We start from the raw sequence: 18697 nt of genomic DNA on the forward strand, positions 1-18697 counted from the left end.
AAATGAGCGAACAAGAAATCCTGGCCTTTGACAGGGCCGACTCCATAGTTGACGTTCCCACTCACTACTGCCCCGGCTGCCAGCACGGCGTGGCCCACAGACTCGCAGGCGAACTGCTTTCAGAAATGGGACTGCAGGAAGACACCCTGCTGGTCACATCCATCGGCTGCTCGGTCTTCCTCTACAACTACCTCAATGTAGACAGCGTGGAAGCTCCGCACGGACGTGCACCCGCAGTCGCCACCGGCGTTAAACGCGCCAGAGGCGATAAATTCGTCATCTCCTATCAGGGAGACGGCGACCTTGCATCCATCGGCATGGCCGAGATCATGCACTGCGCCAACCGCGGGGAAAAGGTTTCCATAATCTTCGTGAACAACACCGTTTACGGCATGACCGGCGGACAGATGGCCCCGACCACCCTCGCAGGCCAGAAGACCACCACCTCTCCCGCAGGCCGCAACCCGGCCAAGGAAGGACTCCCGGTCCGCATGGCCGAAATAATCGGTCAACTCGGAGGCACCGCCTATTCCGCGCGCGTTGCCCTGAACAACGTGAAGAATATCCGCAAGGCCAAAAAAGCCATGAAAAAGGCTTTTGAAGTCCAGCAGCAGGAACTCGGTTTCGGTTTTGTCGAACTGCTTTCCACCTGCCCCACCAACTGGAGAATGACTCCCATTCAGGCGAATGAAAGGATCGAAACCGAAATGATCCCCTACTTCCCCCTGGGTGTTTTCAAAGACGTAACCGCGGAGGAATAGGATGAGCAAATACCTCGACAGCATCATTGCCGGTTTCGGCGGACAGGGCGTCATGCTCATCGGAAACCTGCTGGCCTACTCCGGCATGCACGCAGGCCTCAACGTCACCTATATTCCGGTCTACGGGCCTGAAATGCGCGGCGGAACCGCCAACTGCACGGTTGTTCTCTCCGAAGATGAAATCGGTTCTCCGATCATCCACCGGCCGCACAGCCTGATCCTGATGAACCGCCCCTCGCTGGACAAATTCCAGCCTAGGCTGCAGGACAACGGTATTCAGATTGTCAACTCGTCACTTATCGATTCCGATCTGGTCGATACCACCAGAATAAAATCGGTAATGGTGCCCTGCAACGAAATTGCCGACAAACTCGGCAATACCCGCATGGCCAACATGGTGGCCCTCGGAGCCTTTGTCAAAGCCACCGGGATTATTGATCTCAAATCAGTCATCGACTCCCTCGGCAACGTAATATCGGCCCACTACAGCCACCTGATACCCAAAAACGCCGAAGCTCTTCAGGCCGGAGCAGACGCAATCTAGCAATTATACACTCCATGAATTCAAAGGCCCGTGCCGGTTGTTTACCGGCACGGGCCTTTAGCGTAAGTACTTTTTGGGTTTGATGCGCTACGCGCTTGTAATAATTTGAGTTCGTCTCCGACGGCCTCGCGGGGCGCCCTGCCGGGAGCCTTAAACCCTTTGAAAAGGGTTTAAGAATCCCAAACATTTTTGATAAGGCTCCGCCGCTTCGCATGACAAAACGTCGTTGATAAATAAAGACAATAGCCAGCAGGAATCAAATATGAACACTTTCGGACCTGAGAAACTTTACGGCATAATCGGCCATCCTTTGGGACACACCATGAGTCCCCTGCTGCACAACTGGGGGTTTGGGGAATTCGGTATTCCGGCCGTTTACATGGCCTGGCCCACGGAGCCGGACAAGGTCGCAAGTTTCATGCAGACGTTCAGGAACCTGCCCATATCCGGGGCAAGCGTGACCATTCCGCATAAACTTTCCGTAATGAACTATATTGATCAGCTGACGGAACGCGCCGAGGCGGTCGGAGCAGTGAATACACTCTACTGGCGCGGTGATAAGATAGTGGGAGACAATACCGATGCCGCCGGGGTTTCGGAACCGCTCCGCAGTTGCTGCTCTCAGGTTGAAAAGGCTCTTCTGATCGGGGCCGGCGGGGCTGCAAGGGCTGCCATCTTCGGGCTTAAGTCGCTTGATATAAAAAATATTTACATAACAAACCGCACCAGATCAAAAGCTGATGATCTGGCTTCGGAGTTCGGAATATCAACTATTGATTGGGAAGATCGCGGGGATCAGCACTTTGATCTTATCGTGAATTCAACCGCGCTTGGGATGTCCGGAAAAAATGAGAAGATCAACCCGATGATCATGGATCATCAGGACTCGAAAACGACCGTCTACGATCTGGTCTACAATCCCATGGAGACGGTTCTCATCAAGGAAGCAAGGGCAAAGGGATGCAGGGTCATGCACGGTATTGAGATGTTCCTGCATCAGGGAATGGAGCAGTTCAGGATATGGACCGGGAAAGACCTGGATGCCCTAAAAGCGAGAGAACTGCTTCTGGCCCATCTGTAATCTCCGGGGCGGCATTGAGTCTTCCGAGTAAGACTAGCCCTGCTTTCAGACGAGGCTGAAGATTATTTCGCCCAATATAATCTTTCCGTCTTCACCGCAAAACCAGCAGAAAAAATTTAGAAGCGTCCGCAGAAATCTTTTGAAAGAGTTCTGCGGACGCCTTCGGCCAAGCTGAAAATCAATAGATTTAACCGGCTCTGTTTAGCCGATGCAGATAGATTTGACGTTGACGAATTCACGGATACCGTAGGTGTACAGTTCCCTGCCGTAACCGGAATTCTTGACTCCGCCGAAGGGAATCGGCGGACGGCTGCTGACCCTGCCGTTCACGTAGACAAGCCCGGCCTCAATCCTGCGGGCCAGTTTCAGCCCTTTCTCTTCATCACGAGTCCAGACCGATCCCCCGAGCCCGAAACGGCTGTCATTTGCCATCTCCATGGCCTTTTCTTCGGATTCAGCAGGAAAGACCATGGCAACAGGACCGAAAAGCTCCTCACGGGCCGCTGGAGCGTCAAAAGGGATATCTGTGAGAATTGTAGGCGGATAAAAAGCTCCCTCGCCTTCCGGAATTGCTCCTCCCATGAACAACTTGCCGCCAGCAGCAACACAGCGGTCCACCTGGGCCTGCAACTCGTCGCGGAATCTGAAGGAAGCCAGAGGCCCCATGACTGTTTCCGGGGCATGAGGATGCCCGACCGGAATAGCATTCATTTCCTTTCCGAGCATGGAGACGAATTCATCAAAGACACTCCGGTGCACTATGAAGCGCTTAGCGGCTATACAGGCCTGCCCGGCATTGGAGCACCGTGAAGCGGCTCCGATTTCAGCGGCTTTGGCCAGATCGGCATCTTCAAGCACCACAAAAGCGTCACTTCCGCCAAGCTCCATTACGCTTTTCTTGAGCCTTGCCCCGGCCGCTGCAGCGACCTTGCGTCCGGCCTCTTCACTCCCGGTAAGGCTGACGCCCACAACGGAATCATGGTCCAGCACGGTTTCAACCTGTCCGGCCCCGATCATCAGGGTGCGGAACACGTTTTCCGGAAATCCGGCCTCGCGGAAAAGCTCTTCCAGAGCCTGCGCGCACTGCGGAACATTCGAGGCATGTTTCAGAACCATGGTGTTCCCGGCCATCAGCGTGGGAACGGCGATGCGCAGCACCTGCCAGACAGGATAGTTCCAGGGCATTACGGCAAGTACCGTTCCGGTCGGGGAGTATTCGATGCGGCACTGCATTCCGTCCACGGTAAGCAGTTCGCTTTCAATCATCCCCGGTCCGTTCTGGGAGTAGTAGTCACACACGGTGGCCGACTTCAGAACCTCGGCCCGGCCGGAATTGAGTGGCTTGCCCATTTCCGCGGCCATAAGCCCGGCAAGGGAATCAGCCTTTTCGCGCAGGACCCCGGCAAGGCGGATAAGGCTTTCGGCCCGGAATGCCGGAGTTGTTTCACGCCATTTGCGGAAGGCACTGTCTACATCTGCGAGTACGGATGAAATTTCTTCCGGAGTCCATTCTTCGAATATTTTTTCAACCCCACCGGTCATGGGGTTGGTGCTTTGAATTGCCATGGCAGTTTTACCTTATGTTATGCGGGAATAAAGTGAGCGGCTCCACAGAGCGGTTTCGCCACATGGAGCCTGTTAATTCAGAAACGTAAAAGGGCGGCCTGTTTCAGGCCGCCCCGGAAATTCCGTTTTGAGGTGATCCTACCGGACGTAGACCTTGATCTTGTCTCCGGGCTTGAGGATGCTCTTTGAATTGAGGCTGTTCCATTCCATGAGGGAGGAAACTTTGACTCCGAAACGGCGGGCGATTTTCCAAAGGTTGTCACCGCGACGCACCCTGTAGGCAACCATCTGCTGCTTTACGTTTTCAGCTTTGGCCATGGAGCTGGCGGAACTGCGGGCGTTGTTGTCCGGAATAAAAAGCTTCTGTCCGATCCTGAGCTTGGAAGAATAAAGTCCGTTAGCTCTTTTCAGGGTCTTAACGCTTACATTGTAGCGGCTGGCGATGTCCCAGAGAGTATCGCCGTTCTGCACCCGGTAGTTCGCCCTGCTCTGGGCGGTACGACGGGTTTTACCCACTCGTGATGCGTCCACGGACATGGTCGAGCCCTTTCCGGGAATCATTATGTACTGTCCGGGCTTGATCAGGTTGGACCTGTGGTTGTTTACTGACTTGAGAACGGCAACAGGAACTCCATAACGGTGTGCTATGCGATACCAGGAGTCACCGCTGCGGATTTTATAGCGTTTGTACCCTGCAAAAGGACGTGCGGCAGGGGATTCAAGATAGTCGGAGGCGTCCGCCATAACCCTTTCGGGCAGATAGGCGTTGATAGTTCCATCGGGAGGGCTGACCTGACGGCGGAAATGAGGGTTGAGTTTCTGAAACTCGCTCCATTTCATATCGCATGCCCTGGCAAGAGCCAGCAGATCGGTTCCGCCCGGAACTTTAACCGTTTCGACCTTCATGCCGTTATCCCAGTTGATATTTTCAAAACCGAGTTCTTCAAGGTTCTTGAAAATCTTGGAAATGGCGATGAACTTGGGAACGTAGTTCTTTGTTTCCGGGCGCAGCCTGTAGCGTCTGCTGAGCTTGTGATTGTTTTTGGTCAGCTCAAAGAAATTGTCGCATCCGCTTTTCTTGAGCGCCCTTATGATCTTCCCTTCCCCGGCATTGTACGCAGCCAGAGAGAGGTGCCAGTCGTTGAAAATGCCGTGCAGCACTTTGAGATACTCGACAGCTGCAAGGGTTGATTTATAGGGATCGCGGCGCTCATCAACCCACCAGTCAACACGCAGGCCGTATTTTCTACCGGTATAGGGCATGAACTGCCACATTCCGGCTGCTCCGGCGCGTGAATAGGCCCAGGCATTGTATCCGCTTTCCGCAAAAGGCAGCATCGCAAGGTCCTGGGGCATGTTGTTGTCGGAAAGAACCTTGCGCACATAGGGCAGAAAAGGTTCGGACCGGTCAAGCCAGCGGGCGAATGTTTTGCGGGCCTTGTGTGTAAAAAACCCGAAATACTGCTGCACTTCCTTGGTATCGTGCTCATCAAGATTGAAATAGATTCCGTTGCTGGTCAGCAGGGCCTTCTGCTCTTCAGGAGTCAGGGCTTCCGACTCATGCGGTGCAACTTCAAGCTCAGGATCAAGAGGCTGTACTCCGGAATCTGAGACATCAGCCTCAGGCTGTTCCGCAGTCTGAACAGGAGGTGCACAGGCTTCCTCTTTGGCAACAGGCGCATTTTTGGCTGCACACCCTGCCAATACGAAAAAAACGACAAGTAAAACGAGTAACCGGAGCGAATTCAGCACGTTCGACCCCTTGTCAGCTTTGACGGCATTGTTTTTTAATTTATCCATAAAATATCTAGAAAAAGTATTGATTTTAGCCTGTTAAACAAGAAAATCTGTGTCAACAGCTTAGAAAAAATGAATTTTATACATAATAATTGATTAATTCGAACTTATGTAGAGCTATCCTAAAGAGCGCGCGTTTGCAATAGTAAAACAAAAGGAATAAGTTCCCGAAACTGTTGCGGCGCAAGGGTTTTCGACCTCCAGAGAGGTTCAGATTACGAGTACAACCTGGCCGGGGAAAAAATGTCCGGCTGTAACATACTTTTTTGATTGATCAATTGGCACATGAAAACCTATTCTTATTTTTGCGGTAAAGTCGGCCGCCACCAAAATATAAAAATGTAGTTTTTGCTACCAGTCATTTACAAGGCAGAACCAGATGAAAAACAGAGACAATAACGCTGACAATACCATCATAGCGGGCCGTAAACCCGTGCAGGAACTTCTTTTGGACTCACCTGAGAGGATCGACCAGCTATACCTGCAAAAGGGACGGCAGGACAAGAATTTCGAACGCACTATACAACGCTGCAAAAAACACGGCGTAAAATACAAAATAGCGGACAAGACCGAACTGACAAGAATATTTCCCGGCAACCATCAGGGAATCATCGCCCGTGTGGCAGCCATGTCCTACGCTGATTTCGATGAAATGCTCGAAACACTGCGCGAGGCCCCCCTGCCGCTGCTCATAGTTCTGGATCAGGTTCAGGACCCCGGCAATATCGGCGTGCTGGCCCGTACCCTCTACGCTCTCGGCGGGGCCGGGATAGTTACCGCCAGACACGGCGGCGCATTCCTCGGTCCGGCGGCAGTTAAGGCCAGCGCAGGAGCACTCACCAGACTGCCTGTAGCAAGGGTCGCCAACATAGCGCAGGCCCTGGACAAGGCAGTAGACATGGGCATCAGTATATACGGAGCCGGACTTTCCGAAGATTCATCTTCGGCCTACACCACGGACCTCAATTATCCCGCAATACTGGTACTTGGGAATGAAGAAAAAGGCATCCGCCACAATGTTGAAAAGCGCTGTGAAAAACTGATCCACATCCCTTTCAGACGCGAATTTGATTCACTTAATGTGGCCCAGGCCGGCGCAATGCTCATAAACGAATTTTCAAGGCGGACGGCAGAGCGGACAGAGTCATTAACCTGATTTTTTTATTTGATATACGTCGGCAGATTCATGAATACGCTGCGCGTAAAGTCTATCATTTTGTCCATGATCCACGGAAAAGCAATAAGCAGGGCAAGAAACATGGAAACAATCTTGGGGACAAAGGTCAGCGTCATTTCCTGAATCTGGGTTGCGGCCTGGATCATGGATACGAAAATACCTACAACCAGCCCCACACCCAGCATAGGCAGGGACAAAGTCAGAGCGAGCTCAATGGACTGCTTGGCAAAGCCGATCACGAATTCAGGAGTCATAACAAACCTCCGTGTTAAAAGGGCGCACTACTCCCCCGGTCACTGAAATGTGTTGACGATGGAGCCCGTAAGAAGCGCCCAGCCGTCAACCATGATGAAAAGAAGTATCTTGAAAGGCAGCGAGACCATTGCCGGCGGGAGCATCATCATACCCATGGCCAGCAGAATACTGGCGATAACCATGTCCAGAATCAGAAAAGGTATGTAGATGAGAAATCCGATGGTGAACCCGGTTTTAAGTTCACTGATGGTATAGGCGGCGACCAGGAGCATGGTGTTGACATCCTCCTTGGTTTCCGGTCGCTTTTCCCCGGTGATCGAATAGAAAATAGACAGGTCCTTTTCCCTGGTATGCTTGAAGAGAAACTGCCTGACGGGTATCTGCGCCTTGTCCAGAGCCTGTTTGAAGCCGATTTCCTCATTCAGATACGGTTGCAGAGCAGTGTCATTGATTGCCTTGCCCGTGGGCATCATGATGACAACCGTCATGAAAATGGCGAGAGAGGCCAGAATCTGGTTGGGAGGCATCTGCTGCGTACCCATGGCCTGACGCAGAAAATGGAAGACAACGATAATCCTTGTGAACGAGGTCATGGTCAGGAGAATGGACGGAGCCATGCCCAGAATGGTGAGCAGGAAAAGTATTTCCAGCAGCTTGGCGACCTGCTCAGGCTCCTCCTGCCCGGCGGCAAGATTCAGGGTCAGCGTGGGGATGGTCTGCTCCTGGGCGAAGACCAGAGCCGGGAGTGCCAGCAGCAGGACTGCGCTAAGAATCAGAAAAGCCGGAGTTTTCTTTTTCAAGATATCCGGGAAAATCTTTTTTACTTGAAGCATGCCCTTCGTCCCCTGCATGGAGCAAAGTTATTCTGTCCTGAGTGACTCCGAGAACCATATCACGGTCCCGGTAGCGGATAACGGTAATGTTCTGGCGGGGTCCTATCGCAATCCGGTCCACAATCTGCAACTCGCCTTTGCGCATTCCGGATAATCCGCCCCCCACATTGAGCCTGCGCAGAACATAATAGGCGAGCAGCAGCATCGCCAGAATGAAAAACAGTGCCGCCGACATCTTTAGCACAGACCCGACACCTGCATCCGGGACCATGGAAGGAAGCACGGTAGCGTTAGGCAAGATGTTTCACCCGTTCAATGGGGCTGATGATATCGGTCAGCCTTATTCCGAACTTTTCATTGATGACTACAGCCTCGCCACGGGCGACAAGCTTGCCGTTAACATAAATTTCAAGGGGTTCACCGGCCAGCTTGGTCAGTTCCACAACTGACCCGGTTCCGAGTTGCAGCAACTCGTTGATAAGCATTTTGGACCGCCCCAGTTCCGCTGAAACATCGAGCGGGATATCAAGGATAAAATCCAGATCGCGCCTTGAGCCGTCATGGCGCGGGTTCTTGGCCTCATTGGTCAGGTCTTTGAAATCGGCCTCGCGGGTCTGAGTGCGCAGGAACTCCTGTTCCTTCTCCTTACGGAGGTCGTCACCGGTATCCTCGGCCAAAGCCGCCGCCCATTCATCGGCAAGTGCGTCATCGCCGCCCCCGCCCCCGCCTCCGCCGCCGACATCAGCCTGCTCGCCCAGAGCCGCAGCCCATTCATCGGCAAGCGCGTCATCATCGGAAGCGGAATCATCCTGCTCAGCCAGGGCAGCCGCCCATTCGTCGGCCAGGGCTTCATCGCCGCCCCCGAGATCGTCCGCCAGAGGATCGCCGCCGTCAGAATCGTCAGTAAGGGCATCAGCCCACTCCTGCGCTAATTTATCCTGATCAAGATCATCAGACATCATTGCCGTTCTCCTCCGACTGTATTCATCCCGTTACCGGACCTGCCAAAAAAAAGACACCCCGGATATACCAAGCAAAATCCGTGCTACTGAATAACCATATCCGTAAAGTATACCTGCAGTACCTTGGAACCGCCCAGAATCTGATTAAGCCTGTCGACGATCTCTTTTTTCAGCAGAATCTTGCTCTCCATGCTGGAAAGATCCTGATATGTCTTGCTGGAAAGGAGCAGAATCAGAGTATCCTTGACCATCGGTTCCTTCTTGGACAACTCCGCGGAAGCCTCTTCGCTGACCACTTCCACGTCAATTCCCAGCTTGAGGTATCTGCGGCCCAGAGGATCGGCAAGGTTGACGACGAATGTCGGCAACGTGACGTTGAATCCGCTGCCGGGCAACGGGCCCTGATCCGGATCGGCAGCCTGCTCATCGGCTGCGGGAGCTTCCGCTGCATCCTCCTGCGGGGCTGCAAAAAACTTCTGGTAGGCGAAAAATCCACCACCACCGAGGGCTCCGAGCAGGACCAGCAGAATGATCCACTTTAATATGCCGCCTTTCTTTTTCGGTTCTTCGCCGTTAGCTTCAGCCATTTCTATCAGCCTCTCCGGTTGATTTTATTTCAGTATCCCCCCATGTGGGGAGTGGTTTTTATCAATATTTCCACCCGCCGGTTCTGGGCACGCCCCTCCGGGGTGGTATTGCTGTACATGGGAAGCGCCGGCCCGTAAGCGGAAACACTCATCCGTGCGTTTTTTATACCCTGTTCGGCAAAGAAAGTAAGCACGGACATGGCCCGATCCCCGGAAAGCTGAAAATTATCAGCACTCATTCCGCCAACATTGTCGGTGTAGCCGGCAATGTTGATGTCAGCCGATCCAAGGTATTCAAGCACCGGAATCAACTGATAAAGCAGTATTTTGGCACTCTCGTCAAGACGCGCCTCGCCGAGCGGGAACATCAGCTTGTCGGTGAGTACCAGCGCGACGCCCTCCGGTTTGGCCAGCACCTTGAGGTTTTCATCAAGTGTAGCCCTATCCATGTCCGGGGGAAGGACATCATCCGGGAACAGGAGATCCTTTATTCTGTCCTGACGTTCCATTACCTCCCACGGGCGTTCCAGAAATTCACTTACCAGCTTGACCTTTGCCGTGACCCGGCCGGCCCCGCGTTCGGCCAGAAAGCCTAACTCTGCAGGCATAATGGTTACCCGGGTGATAAAACTCTGGTCCATTGAAGCCATACTTAGCAGGAGCACGAAAAATGTCAAAAGCAGGGTCACCAGATCCGAAAAAGTGACCAGCCATCCCCCGCCCGGATCCGGCGGCTTTTTTACCTTGTCACGTCCCATGCTCTAACCTCAAGGCTTGTTTCCGGCCGGGCTGCCGGAACCGTCAACAGGAAAGACAAATCCATCGTATTTGAATTCTTTTTCCTTTTTCTTCGGGGGTTCGTAGGACTTGAGTTCACGCTCCACAGCCGCGCTCCGGGTATCGAGAACAAGGTCCACACGGCGGTTCATTCTCCGCCCCTCCGGTGTTGTTTCCGGATGCCGGGGCCGAAATTTTCCATAGGCTTCAAGTCTCAGCATTTCGGGATTCATCCCGTGACGGATCAGATAGCTGTAAACGGCCAGGGATCTGTTGAGCGATAGCTTCCAGGAAATGTCCGGGACCTGAGCCGTGTCTTCAACCCGGTAGTCTTCGCCGAGTTCGTCCCGCAGAATGGAAGTATGGCCTGCCACCAGCACCGGATGACTGACCCTTTTAAGAACAGGCAGCACCGTGTCGAGAATCTTCTGTCCTTCTGGTGAAACTGAGGTGCTGTCCGGCGAAAAAAGGACATCAGCCCCCACGGAAAGAATCTGCACAAAACGATTGGATTCAAATCGCAAATCCTCTTCCGCAAATTCCCAGAGCAGGGGTTTAATCGGCTCAAGGTCACTCTCGATCTCCATCGGACCGATCTCGACCGTCTTGCGTGAAGACCCGTCGGAAAGCACATCATAGCCTTTGGAGCCGAAACCGAATGTGCCGATAATGGAGCCCAGCACCACCAGCTTGCGGCGTTCATCAACCACGGACATACTCACCAGCAGCACGAAAAAGGTGAGCATCAGGGTCATGAGGTCACTGAAGGTGATCAGCCACAGGGGCTGTCCTTCCGGCTCAGGCGGTTTCTTCTTCTTTGCCATGTGCTCCCCCCGAAAAAGAGTTCCCGGTTTAGTCCGTGCTCTTGCGGATTTTGGGCGGCAGGTAACTGTTGAGCTTTTCTTCGATTATCTTCGGGTTTTCACCCTTGGAAATGGATATGATTCCTTCCATTACCATTTCACGCAGGAGAATCTCCTCCTTGCTGCGTGTCTTGAGCTTGCCGGACATGGGTGTAAAGACGAGGTTGGCCAGAATTGCGCCGTAAAGAGTGGTCAGCAGCGCAACGGCCATCGCCGGGCCGATGGTACTGGGGTCACTCATGGTCTGGAGCATCTGCACCAGCCCGATAACCGTACCGATCATCCCCATGGCCGGAGCAAAGTCGGCAAAAATTTTCAATATTTCTGCACCGGTCTCATGCCTGTTTTCAAGATACTGAATTTCGGTTTCGAGAATTTCCTGAATGACCTGCGGTTCAAGGCCGTCAACGGTCAGCTGCAGCCCCTTGCGCAGAAAATCGTCTTCAATGGATTTCAAGGCAGGTTCCAGCGAAAGAATACCTTCACGGCGGGCCCTGTTGGCGAAATCCATAAACTTATCGATAATTTCACCGGGGGATTCGAGGCTGGAAAAAAAGGTCTTTTTAATGACCCCGACAACACCGAGGACATGTCCCATGGGGTAGTTGACCAGAGATGCACCGATCGTTCCCCCGACAACGATAAGCAGCGAAGGAACTGAAATAAAAATGGAAAGGGGGCTTCCGACCAGAATAGCCGAAAGAACCAGTCCGAAGGAAAGAACTATGCCTATGACTGTACCCAGATCCATACAATCCGCCTGTGGATTATTTTACAGGACCGCTCCGCCCGTCCTGCATTTTCCGACCCCTGCCAGCCCGATCAATAACCGGTCCTGCGGCCGAATATCTTGGTTCCTACCCTGACCATTGTGGACCCTTCCTCAATGGCGGCCTTGAAATCTCCGGTCATGCCCATGGACAATTCCGGAAGTTTTATTCCGAACAGTTTTTCCATCCCCTCAGCAAGCATGCGCAGCCGAGCGAAATAGGGTCTTGCCCCTTCCGGATCGTCAAAAAATGGCGGCAGAGCCATCAACCCGACAAGCTTCACGCTGCCCAGTCCGAGAATCTGTTCCAAAAGCGCGGGAAGCTGCTCTTCACCGATGCCGCATTTCTGCTCCTCACCGGCGGTATTGACCTGAACGAGGATATTCTGGGTAACGCCAAGTTCCGCAGCTTTCCTGTCCAGCAGACCGGCCAGCTTTATCGAGTCCACGCTGTGGACGGCGCTGAACCTGCCGGCCACCTGCTTTGCCTTCTTGGATTGCAGTCCGCCGATGAAATGCCAGTCTATTTCAAGCCCGGCGAGTTCTTCCTGTTTTGCAAGGGCTTCCTGCACATAAGACTCTCCGAAGCAGCGCTGCCCGGCCCGATACAGAATCTCTATATCGGACGCCGGGTGCAGTTTGGAAACCGCACACAGCTTTACTTCATCGACCTTGCGCCCGCATCTGAGCGCAGCATCAGCAATCTCTTCCCTGACCTCTGCCAGATTTTCCGTAAGCTCTTTTTCCCTGCTGTCCATCTGATTACTGCCGCTTTTAAGTGAGCGGCCTACACTGAATTTCGGTTGATTATATGAATTTCTTTAATAAAAAGAAAACAAAAGAACAAGAAATCATCCACAAAAGCTATTCACCCAGTCCAAGGGACCGCAGAAAACCAACATCCTCGGTCCAGCCTTCACGGACCTTGACCCAGAGTTCAAGCATCACCTTCATTTCGAGCATCTCTTCCAGTTCCGTCCTGGCCTGAGTGCCGATTTTTTTGAGATTCTGTCCACCCTTACCGATGATCATACCCTTGTGATTCTTCTTGGTGGTGTAAATTACCGCTCCGATGTTGACAAGGTTCCGCTCCGGCTCTTCATTCCAGAATTCAATCTCAACGGCGGTTGAGTACGGCAACTCCTGCTGCAACCCCATGAACAGCTTTTCACGGACTGTTTCAGCAGCCATGAACCGCATGGGTACGGTTGAAATCTGGTCGTCGGGAAACATGGGGGCACCTTCGGGAAGAGACTCCACCACCTTTTCCAGCAGAACATCCGCTCCTTCGCCCTTAAGGGCCGAAACCGGAAAAAACTCCGCTTCAGGCCAGAATTCCTGTGCTTTCTCCATCACCGGCAGCAGCATGGCCTTGTCCTTGACCTTATCAACCTTGTTGACCGCCACAAAGACCGGCCTGCCGGACTGGTTTACCGGTTTTACCACCGGCGCCAGATCTTTTTCCATCAGGTGCGGCTTGGAGGCGTAAAGGGCTGCATCAAAAAGAATGATGATGGCATCGGAACCCCCGAGGGCCTCCCAGGCCGAATCAAGCAGAAAGCGGTTCATCTTGCCGCGCATGCGATGGATACCGGGAGTGTCCAGAAACACCACCTGCGAATCCTCATTACTCAGGATACCGCTTATACGGTTGCGGGTGGTCTGCGGCTTGGGCGAGACTATAGCCACCTTCTGCCCCAGATAGTGGTTCATCAGCGTGGATTTACCCGCATTGGGCGGTCCGATAAGCGCCACCCATCCAAATTTATACTCAGACATATTATTTCCTCTCTGCGCAGTGTCCGGCATATTTCCGGCTATGCTGCGAGGGTTGAATTCATAACACAGTTCGCGTCCTGTAAATATTCAGGTGCAAAATACACGAAAACCCTTCGGTACGCCAATTTCAAAACAACGTGGCGATATTCGCCCTGCAATTGACGCAAAAGCCCTTTCCAACACAACTCGGAAAGGGCTTCAGCCGACCGTTAGGCCGACTTGAAATTTTCTAGCTTTTTTCTACAAAAATACGGAGACCACCGAAACTATTCATCGATCTCCTGAACATAACCGCAACCTTTTTCCGGGCAGGCTATATGCTCGCCCTTTGCGCGGGTGGTCTTTCTTACCAGCACGGGGTGCCCGCATTTGGGACACGGACCCTCAACCGGAGGATACCAGACCGCATAATCACAGTCCGGGTACTGGTTGCAGGAATAGAAGATCTTTCCCCTGCGCGAACTTTTTTCAACCAGTTCCCCCTTGCAGCCCTCGCGCGGACATTTGACGCCGGTGGAAAACGGCTGGGCGTATTTACAATCCGGATAATTGGAACAGGCGATAAACCTGCTGCCGCTGCGGGCATGTTTTATGATCAGTTCACCACCGTCACAGTCCGGGCACTTGCCCACAACCTGCGGAGCATCCGTTTCCACCACTTTAATCTTGCCATCGTCATCGCGAACGAAATTTTTGATGTTACGGCAGTCCGGATAGGCGGTACATCCGAGAAATTCACCACGGGCGGACCGTTTCACGGCCATCGGAGAACCGCACTTGTCGCAGGTTACGCCGGTATCCTCCGGAGCCTGATCCTCAAGAACCACAATTTTGCCTTTCTCGTCACGGGCAAAGTTGACGATGTTCTTGCAGTCCGGATAATTGGAGCATCCGAGAAACTCCCCGGTGCGGCCGAACTTGATGACCATGGGCGCACCGCATTTATCGCAGACGATTCCCGTATCCTCTCCACCACGCTTCATTTCCTTGGAAGCTGTTTCAAGGGTAGGGTAAAAACCGTCCACGAAATTCTTCATCAGGGAAGTCCATTCCATTTTGCCTTCGGCAACATCATCAAGCTGCTTTTCCATGGCCGCAGTAAAGCCCACGTCCATCAATTCCTTGAAATGCTCCGAAAGCTGGTCGCTGACCACAAAGCCCAGTTCGGTGGGAATGAATTTCTTCTCTTCGAGATTTACGTAACCACGATCCTGAATGGTTGAAATAATGGACGCGTAAGTGGAAGGACGACCTATGCCCTTTTCCTCCAGTTCACGCACAAGCGAAGCTTCGGAGTAGCGTGCCGGGGGCTGAGTGAACTTCTGCTCGCTTTCCAGCCTGTCGACCTTGAGCATTTCTCCCTTTTCAAGCTTGGGCAGTTCCAGAAGATTTTCATCACCGGTCTTGCCGGTAACACGCATGAAGCCGGGAAAAAGCAGTCTTTCGCCCTTGGAACGCCAAAGAGTCTCACCTGCTTTTACGGTTACAACGGTATCCCAGAAGCTGGCTGAGGCCATCTGCGAAGCGACAAACCGGTTCCAGATAAGTCTGTAAACCTTGAACTGGTCCGGCGGCAGGAATGCCTTTACATCCTCGGGCAGGATGGAGACGTCTACCGGGCGGATTGCTTCGTGAGCGTCCTGAGACCCGCCCTTGGACTTATAGACCCTCGGCTTGGGAGGATAAAATTCTTTGCCGTACTTTTCCAGAATGAGCGTTTTGGCCGAGTCCCTGGCCTCGTTGGCGATACGTACCGAGTCCGTACGCATATAGGTTATGAGCGCTGTTGTTCCCTTGTCACCCAGCTCGACACCTTCATAAAGGCGCTGGGCCAGAGTCATGGTCCTTTTGGCGGAGTAACCGAGCCTGCGGTTGGCATCCTGCTGGAGTGTCGAGGTGATGTAGGGCGGAAGAGGGCTGCGTTTGCGTTCCTTTTCCGTAAGGTCAGTAATCTCGAAAGAAGCACCCTTGAGGCTTTTCTCAAGCGCTTCGGCTTCTTCGGCGGAACCGATCTCGGCCTTCTTGTTGTCCACTTTCCAGAGATCAGCCACAAACGGAGGTGGATTTTTGCCTTCCAGATGAGCCTTGAAAAGCCAGTATTCTTCCGGAATAAAAGCCCGGCGGGCCTTTTCCCTTTCCACCACCAGCTTCAGGGCCACGGACTGCACGCGCCCGGCGGAAATACCGCGTTTGACCTTTTTCCAGAGTATGGGAGAAATCTTGTAGCCGACCAGCCGGTCAAGAATACGGCGGGCCTGCTGAGAATCGAAAAGCTGCTCGTTCAGCGGCTGGGGATGTTCAAGAGCTTCCTTGACGGCCCTGGAAGTGATTTCGTTGAACTGAATACGGCTGATATTTTCATTCACATCCTTGATAATGGCCGCAACATGCCAGCCGATAGCCTCTCCCTCGCGGTCGGGGTCAGGTGCCAGGAAGACATGATCGGCCTTGGCCGCTGCCTTCTTCAGCTTGTTGACCACGTCCTCTTTGCCGGGAATGATCTGATACTGCGGAGTGAAATCACCGTTTTCCTCAACTCCCAGCTTGTTCTTGGGCAGATCTCGCACATGACCTACGGATGCGGCCACCTGGTAATTCTTCCCAAGGAACTTGCTGATTGTCTTCACCTTTGCCGGGGACTCAACAACAATTAAATCTTTGCTCATAGTTTGGAGCCTATAACCACCAAGAAGACAGTATGCAACCTAAAAAAGTTCTCCGCCCCCCCTTGAAAAGGGCAGAACGGCATGGAGCCGAACAGTAAATGTCATTTTTAACCTGTTCAAGAATCAGGAAGAAATACATTTTTTCAAGGCTGTCAATTTTTCATGTAAAATTTTTATTTCCGCCCCGCCGCGGGCAGCCAGTTCCAGGTCCTTGGCCTTTGCTGTCACCTCCGGCAACCCGAAAGTTCTGGCCGAACCGGCAATCGCGTGCGCCTTTGTGTAGAAAGCCTCCAGATCCGCCTCGGTTCCGGAAACTTCATAAACACCCAGACACCCTTCTATCTCAACCACCCTGCCTTCCAGCGCAGCAGCGTAGCGCCTTGCTATTTCCGCAATTTTATCTTCCAGACCGGCCATGGCAACTCCTTGATCCGGCATACCGAAGCCCAAAACAGATATGCCCGCATTGATTCAATGCGGGCATAATACTTTTTTCCTGTTTCATGCAAGCGGATCAGCGCCTTGAACTGTTCATCAAGGCCACCCCGGCTGCCAGTATCAGCAGAAATATTATCAGAAAATGGGCGAACATGTCCTTATGCACCGCCCCCCAGATGATGTATATCGAACCGGCCCCGGCCATAACCGGGCAGGCAAAGCGGCTGAGCGCTCCGAGATCGTCAAAAGTCCTCATCACCCAGATGTAAATGGAAATGTAAATCACATACAGAAAAGCAATGGGCAATTCCGAGATGTCCATGAACTGCCCCCACCAGCCGTGGAAGTTGCCGTACCAGACCATCAGCCAGAATGCGGAAAGGAAATATCCGACAATGGCCGAATGCGCCGTGCTGTTTGTGCTGGGGTTGATCTGCCTGAAAATGTCCGGCCGCGGCCCCATGTTGCGCGAGGCAATGGAAAACATGCCGCGAGCTGAACCCATGATAAGCCCGTTCAGGGTGCCCAGACAGGATATGATGACGAAAACGGTCAGCAGGGTTCCTCCCACGGAGCCGAAAATCATCTCGATAACCCTTACCGGAGCGGCATCACCCTCCGCTAGAACCTGATCGTTGGTCAGCACGCCGGAGATACCCATGTAATAGACCATGTAAAAAGTCATAACCGCGATTGTACCGACTACCAACGCTTTCGGGAGCGTGCGTTTGGCATCCTTCAACTCCGCGTTGATGACCGTGGCTATAATCCAGCCCTCGTATGCGAAAGCGGTCGAAAGCGTGGCCACGGCCAGCCCCCCGCCGCTGCCGGAAACAACCTTGGCGGCATCCATGAAATTCTGCATGGTCTGGCCGCTGGAAAGCCCGGCAATACCGCCCACAACAGCCACCAGAGCCAGCGGAATGAGTTTTATGACCGTGGAAGCCACCTGCCATTTACCGGCCAGAACCGGAGAATAGTAGTTCAGCAGGAAAAATCCGGTCATATATATGAATGAAATTACCCAGACGCTGTCTTTAAGACCGATAAGCCCGGCGGTATAGTTGGCGGAAACCCAGGCCAGAACAGCCACCAGAGTCGGATAGTAGATAAAGGTAAGGAACCAGGCCACCATGTAGCCCGCCTTTCTCCCGTAAGCCTCTTCAAAGTAGTCCACAACGCCGTTGACCCTCTCGATGCGCGTGGCAATTTTTGAAAAGACGTACGCCGTGACCACCATGATGGCTCCACCTATGAGCCATGCGGTCAGGGCTGTCGGCAGGTCGCCACCGGCGGCCTTCAGCACGTCATCGGCCTTGAAGAAGACCCCCGAACCGATAACAATTCCCACAACCATTGCAGTTGCAGTCCAGAAACCGTATTTTTTCTGTAATTTTTCCATCCCGGAACACACCCTTGTTACATTGCGCAAAACATTCCCAACCCCGATCCCTTAAATTGGCGCAGAGAACGAGGAAAACATATTACGGGAACTGCCCATACCGTATTGTAACGCATGCGGGAGCAGGAAATCAGGCCAGCCCTGCAGGAAAGATACAGAAAGATCAAAACCGGATATTATACTCCGACATAGCGCACAAACAGATTTACTTGCGCGGTTAAGCAGGTTCTGTCCAGAATTTTTTTGCTAATTTTGCTCAAACAGAAAATTTTATGTGCCTTTTTTCATTAATTCCGCATGGAATGCCTTTTTGGAAATATTTGTTGCGCTTCGCGCTTTTAATTAAAGAATTTGTCTCCGACGGCCAAAGGGGATAATCCCCTTTGGAATCCCTAATTGTATAATTTAGTTATTTTATTAAATAGGTCGTATGTTCAGAT

General features: G+C 52.7%; 19 protein-coding genes. 4 read left to right on the forward strand and 15 right to left on the reverse strand.

Going from position 1 to position 18697, the window contains the following annotated elements; all coding sequences use genetic code 11:
- Positions 1–2 precede the first annotated feature (2 nt).
- The 3 genes from ACKU4E_RS13255 (at position 3) to aroE (ending at position 2386) form a co-directional block, all read left to right on the forward strand.
- Entirely contained in the window at positions 3–761 is a 759-nt protein-coding gene (locus tag ACKU4E_RS13255; protein WP_320171555.1) for a thiamine pyrophosphate-dependent enzyme, read from the forward strand.
- 1 nt (position 762) lies between these two features.
- The gene (locus ACKU4E_RS13260; RefSeq protein ID WP_320171556.1) at positions 763–1305 is read left to right on the forward strand and encodes a 2-oxoacid:acceptor oxidoreductase family protein; all 543 of its coding nucleotides are present in this window, start codon (positions 763–765) and stop codon (positions 1303–1305) included.
- Positions 1306–1567: 262 nt separating this feature from the next.
- Positions 1568–2386: a shikimate dehydrogenase gene (aroE, locus tag ACKU4E_RS13265; RefSeq protein WP_320171557.1), complete on the forward strand. Its 819-nt coding sequence runs from the start codon at positions 1568–1570 to the stop codon at positions 2384–2386.
- A 201-nt stretch (positions 2387–2587) separates the two neighbouring features.
- Here aroE and ACKU4E_RS13270 read toward each other — a convergent pair whose 3' ends face one another.
- A complete protein-coding gene (locus ACKU4E_RS13270) occupies positions 2588–3952 on the reverse strand; it encodes an NAD-dependent succinate-semialdehyde dehydrogenase (protein WP_320171558.1) in 1365 nt (454 codons plus the stop codon).
- Positions 3953–4090: 138 nt separating this feature from the next.
- Entirely contained in the window at positions 4091–5752 is a 1662-nt protein-coding gene (locus ACKU4E_RS13275) for a LysM peptidoglycan-binding domain-containing protein (protein ID WP_320171559.1), read from the reverse strand.
- Between the two features lie 376 nt (positions 5753–6128).
- Between ACKU4E_RS13275 and rlmB the strand changes: the two genes are divergently transcribed.
- Positions 6129–6905, forward strand: a complete 777-nt coding sequence (gene rlmB, locus ACKU4E_RS13280; RefSeq protein ID WP_320171560.1) for a 23S rRNA (guanosine(2251)-2'-O)-methyltransferase RlmB — start codon at positions 6129–6131, stop codon at positions 6903–6905.
- Between the two features lie 5 nt (positions 6906–6910).
- On the opposite strand, the gene fliQ is transcribed toward rlmB, so the two are convergent.
- The 13 genes from fliQ to ACKU4E_RS13345 all read right to left on the reverse strand — a co-directional run bounded on the left by fliQ (position 6911) and on the right by ACKU4E_RS13345 (position 18257).
- On the reverse strand, positions 6911–7180 hold the full coding sequence (fliQ, locus tag ACKU4E_RS13285; protein WP_320171561.1) for a flagellar biosynthesis protein FliQ: 270 nt from the start codon (positions 7178–7180) through the stop codon (positions 6911–6913).
- A 39-nt stretch (positions 7181–7219) separates the two neighbouring features.
- Positions 7220–8014, reverse strand: a complete 795-nt coding sequence (fliP, locus tag ACKU4E_RS13290; RefSeq protein WP_320171562.1) for a flagellar type III secretion system pore protein FliP — start codon at positions 8012–8014, stop codon at positions 7220–7222.
- Entirely contained in the window at positions 7947–8312 is a 366-nt protein-coding gene (gene fliO, locus ACKU4E_RS13295) for a flagellar biosynthetic protein FliO (protein WP_320171563.1), read from the reverse strand. Before fliO ends, fliP begins: the two co-directional genes overlap by 68 nt.
- Positions 8305–8976: a flagellar motor switch protein FliN gene (gene fliN, locus ACKU4E_RS13300; protein ID WP_320171564.1), complete on the reverse strand. Its 672-nt coding sequence runs from the start codon at positions 8974–8976 to the stop codon at positions 8305–8307. The genes fliO and fliN overlap by 8 nt, the downstream gene beginning before the upstream one ends.
- 83 nt (positions 8977–9059) lie before the next feature.
- Positions 9060–9563, reverse strand: coding sequence for a flagellar basal body-associated FliL family protein (gene fliL / locus ACKU4E_RS13305; RefSeq protein WP_320171565.1), 504 nt, complete (start codon positions 9561–9563; stop codon positions 9060–9062).
- Positions 9564–9592: 29 nt separating this feature from the next.
- Positions 9593–10321: an OmpA family protein gene (locus tag ACKU4E_RS13310; RefSeq protein WP_320171566.1), complete on the reverse strand. Its 729-nt coding sequence runs from the start codon at positions 10319–10321 to the stop codon at positions 9593–9595.
- Positions 10322–10330: 9 nt separating this feature from the next.
- Positions 10331–11164, reverse strand: a complete 834-nt coding sequence (locus ACKU4E_RS13315; RefSeq protein WP_320171567.1) for a flagellar motor protein MotB — start codon at positions 11162–11164, stop codon at positions 10331–10333.
- A 28-nt stretch (positions 11165–11192) separates the two neighbouring features.
- Positions 11193–11954, reverse strand: a complete 762-nt coding sequence (locus tag ACKU4E_RS13320; protein WP_320171568.1) for a MotA/TolQ/ExbB proton channel family protein — start codon at positions 11952–11954, stop codon at positions 11193–11195.
- A 71-nt stretch (positions 11955–12025) separates the two neighbouring features.
- On the reverse strand, positions 12026–12730 hold the full coding sequence (locus ACKU4E_RS13325; RefSeq protein ID WP_320171569.1) for a YggS family pyridoxal phosphate-dependent enzyme: 705 nt from the start codon (positions 12728–12730) through the stop codon (positions 12026–12028).
- 106 nt (positions 12731–12836) lie between these two features.
- Positions 12837–13751, reverse strand: coding sequence for a GTPase Era (gene era, locus ACKU4E_RS13330; protein WP_320171570.1), 915 nt, complete (start codon positions 13749–13751; stop codon positions 12837–12839).
- Between the two features lie 266 nt (positions 13752–14017).
- Complete coding sequence (gene topA / locus ACKU4E_RS13335) at positions 14018–16417, reverse strand: type I DNA topoisomerase (RefSeq protein WP_320171571.1); 2400 nt, start codon at positions 16415–16417, stop codon at positions 14018–14020.
- Between the two features lie 123 nt (positions 16418–16540).
- The gene (locus ACKU4E_RS13340) at positions 16541–16834 is read right to left on the reverse strand and encodes an Hpt domain-containing protein (protein WP_320171572.1); all 294 of its coding nucleotides are present in this window, start codon (positions 16832–16834) and stop codon (positions 16541–16543) included.
- 97 nt (positions 16835–16931) lie between these two features.
- On the reverse strand, positions 16932–18257 hold the full coding sequence (locus ACKU4E_RS13345; protein ID WP_320171573.1) for an amino acid permease: 1326 nt from the start codon (positions 18255–18257) through the stop codon (positions 16932–16934).
- Between the last annotated feature and the right edge of the window lie 440 nt (positions 18258–18697).

The sequence above is a fragment of the Maridesulfovibrio sp. genome (genome assembly GCF_963677005.1).
Classification (GTDB): Bacteria; Desulfobacterota; Desulfovibrionia; order Desulfovibrionales; family Desulfovibrionaceae; genus Maridesulfovibrio.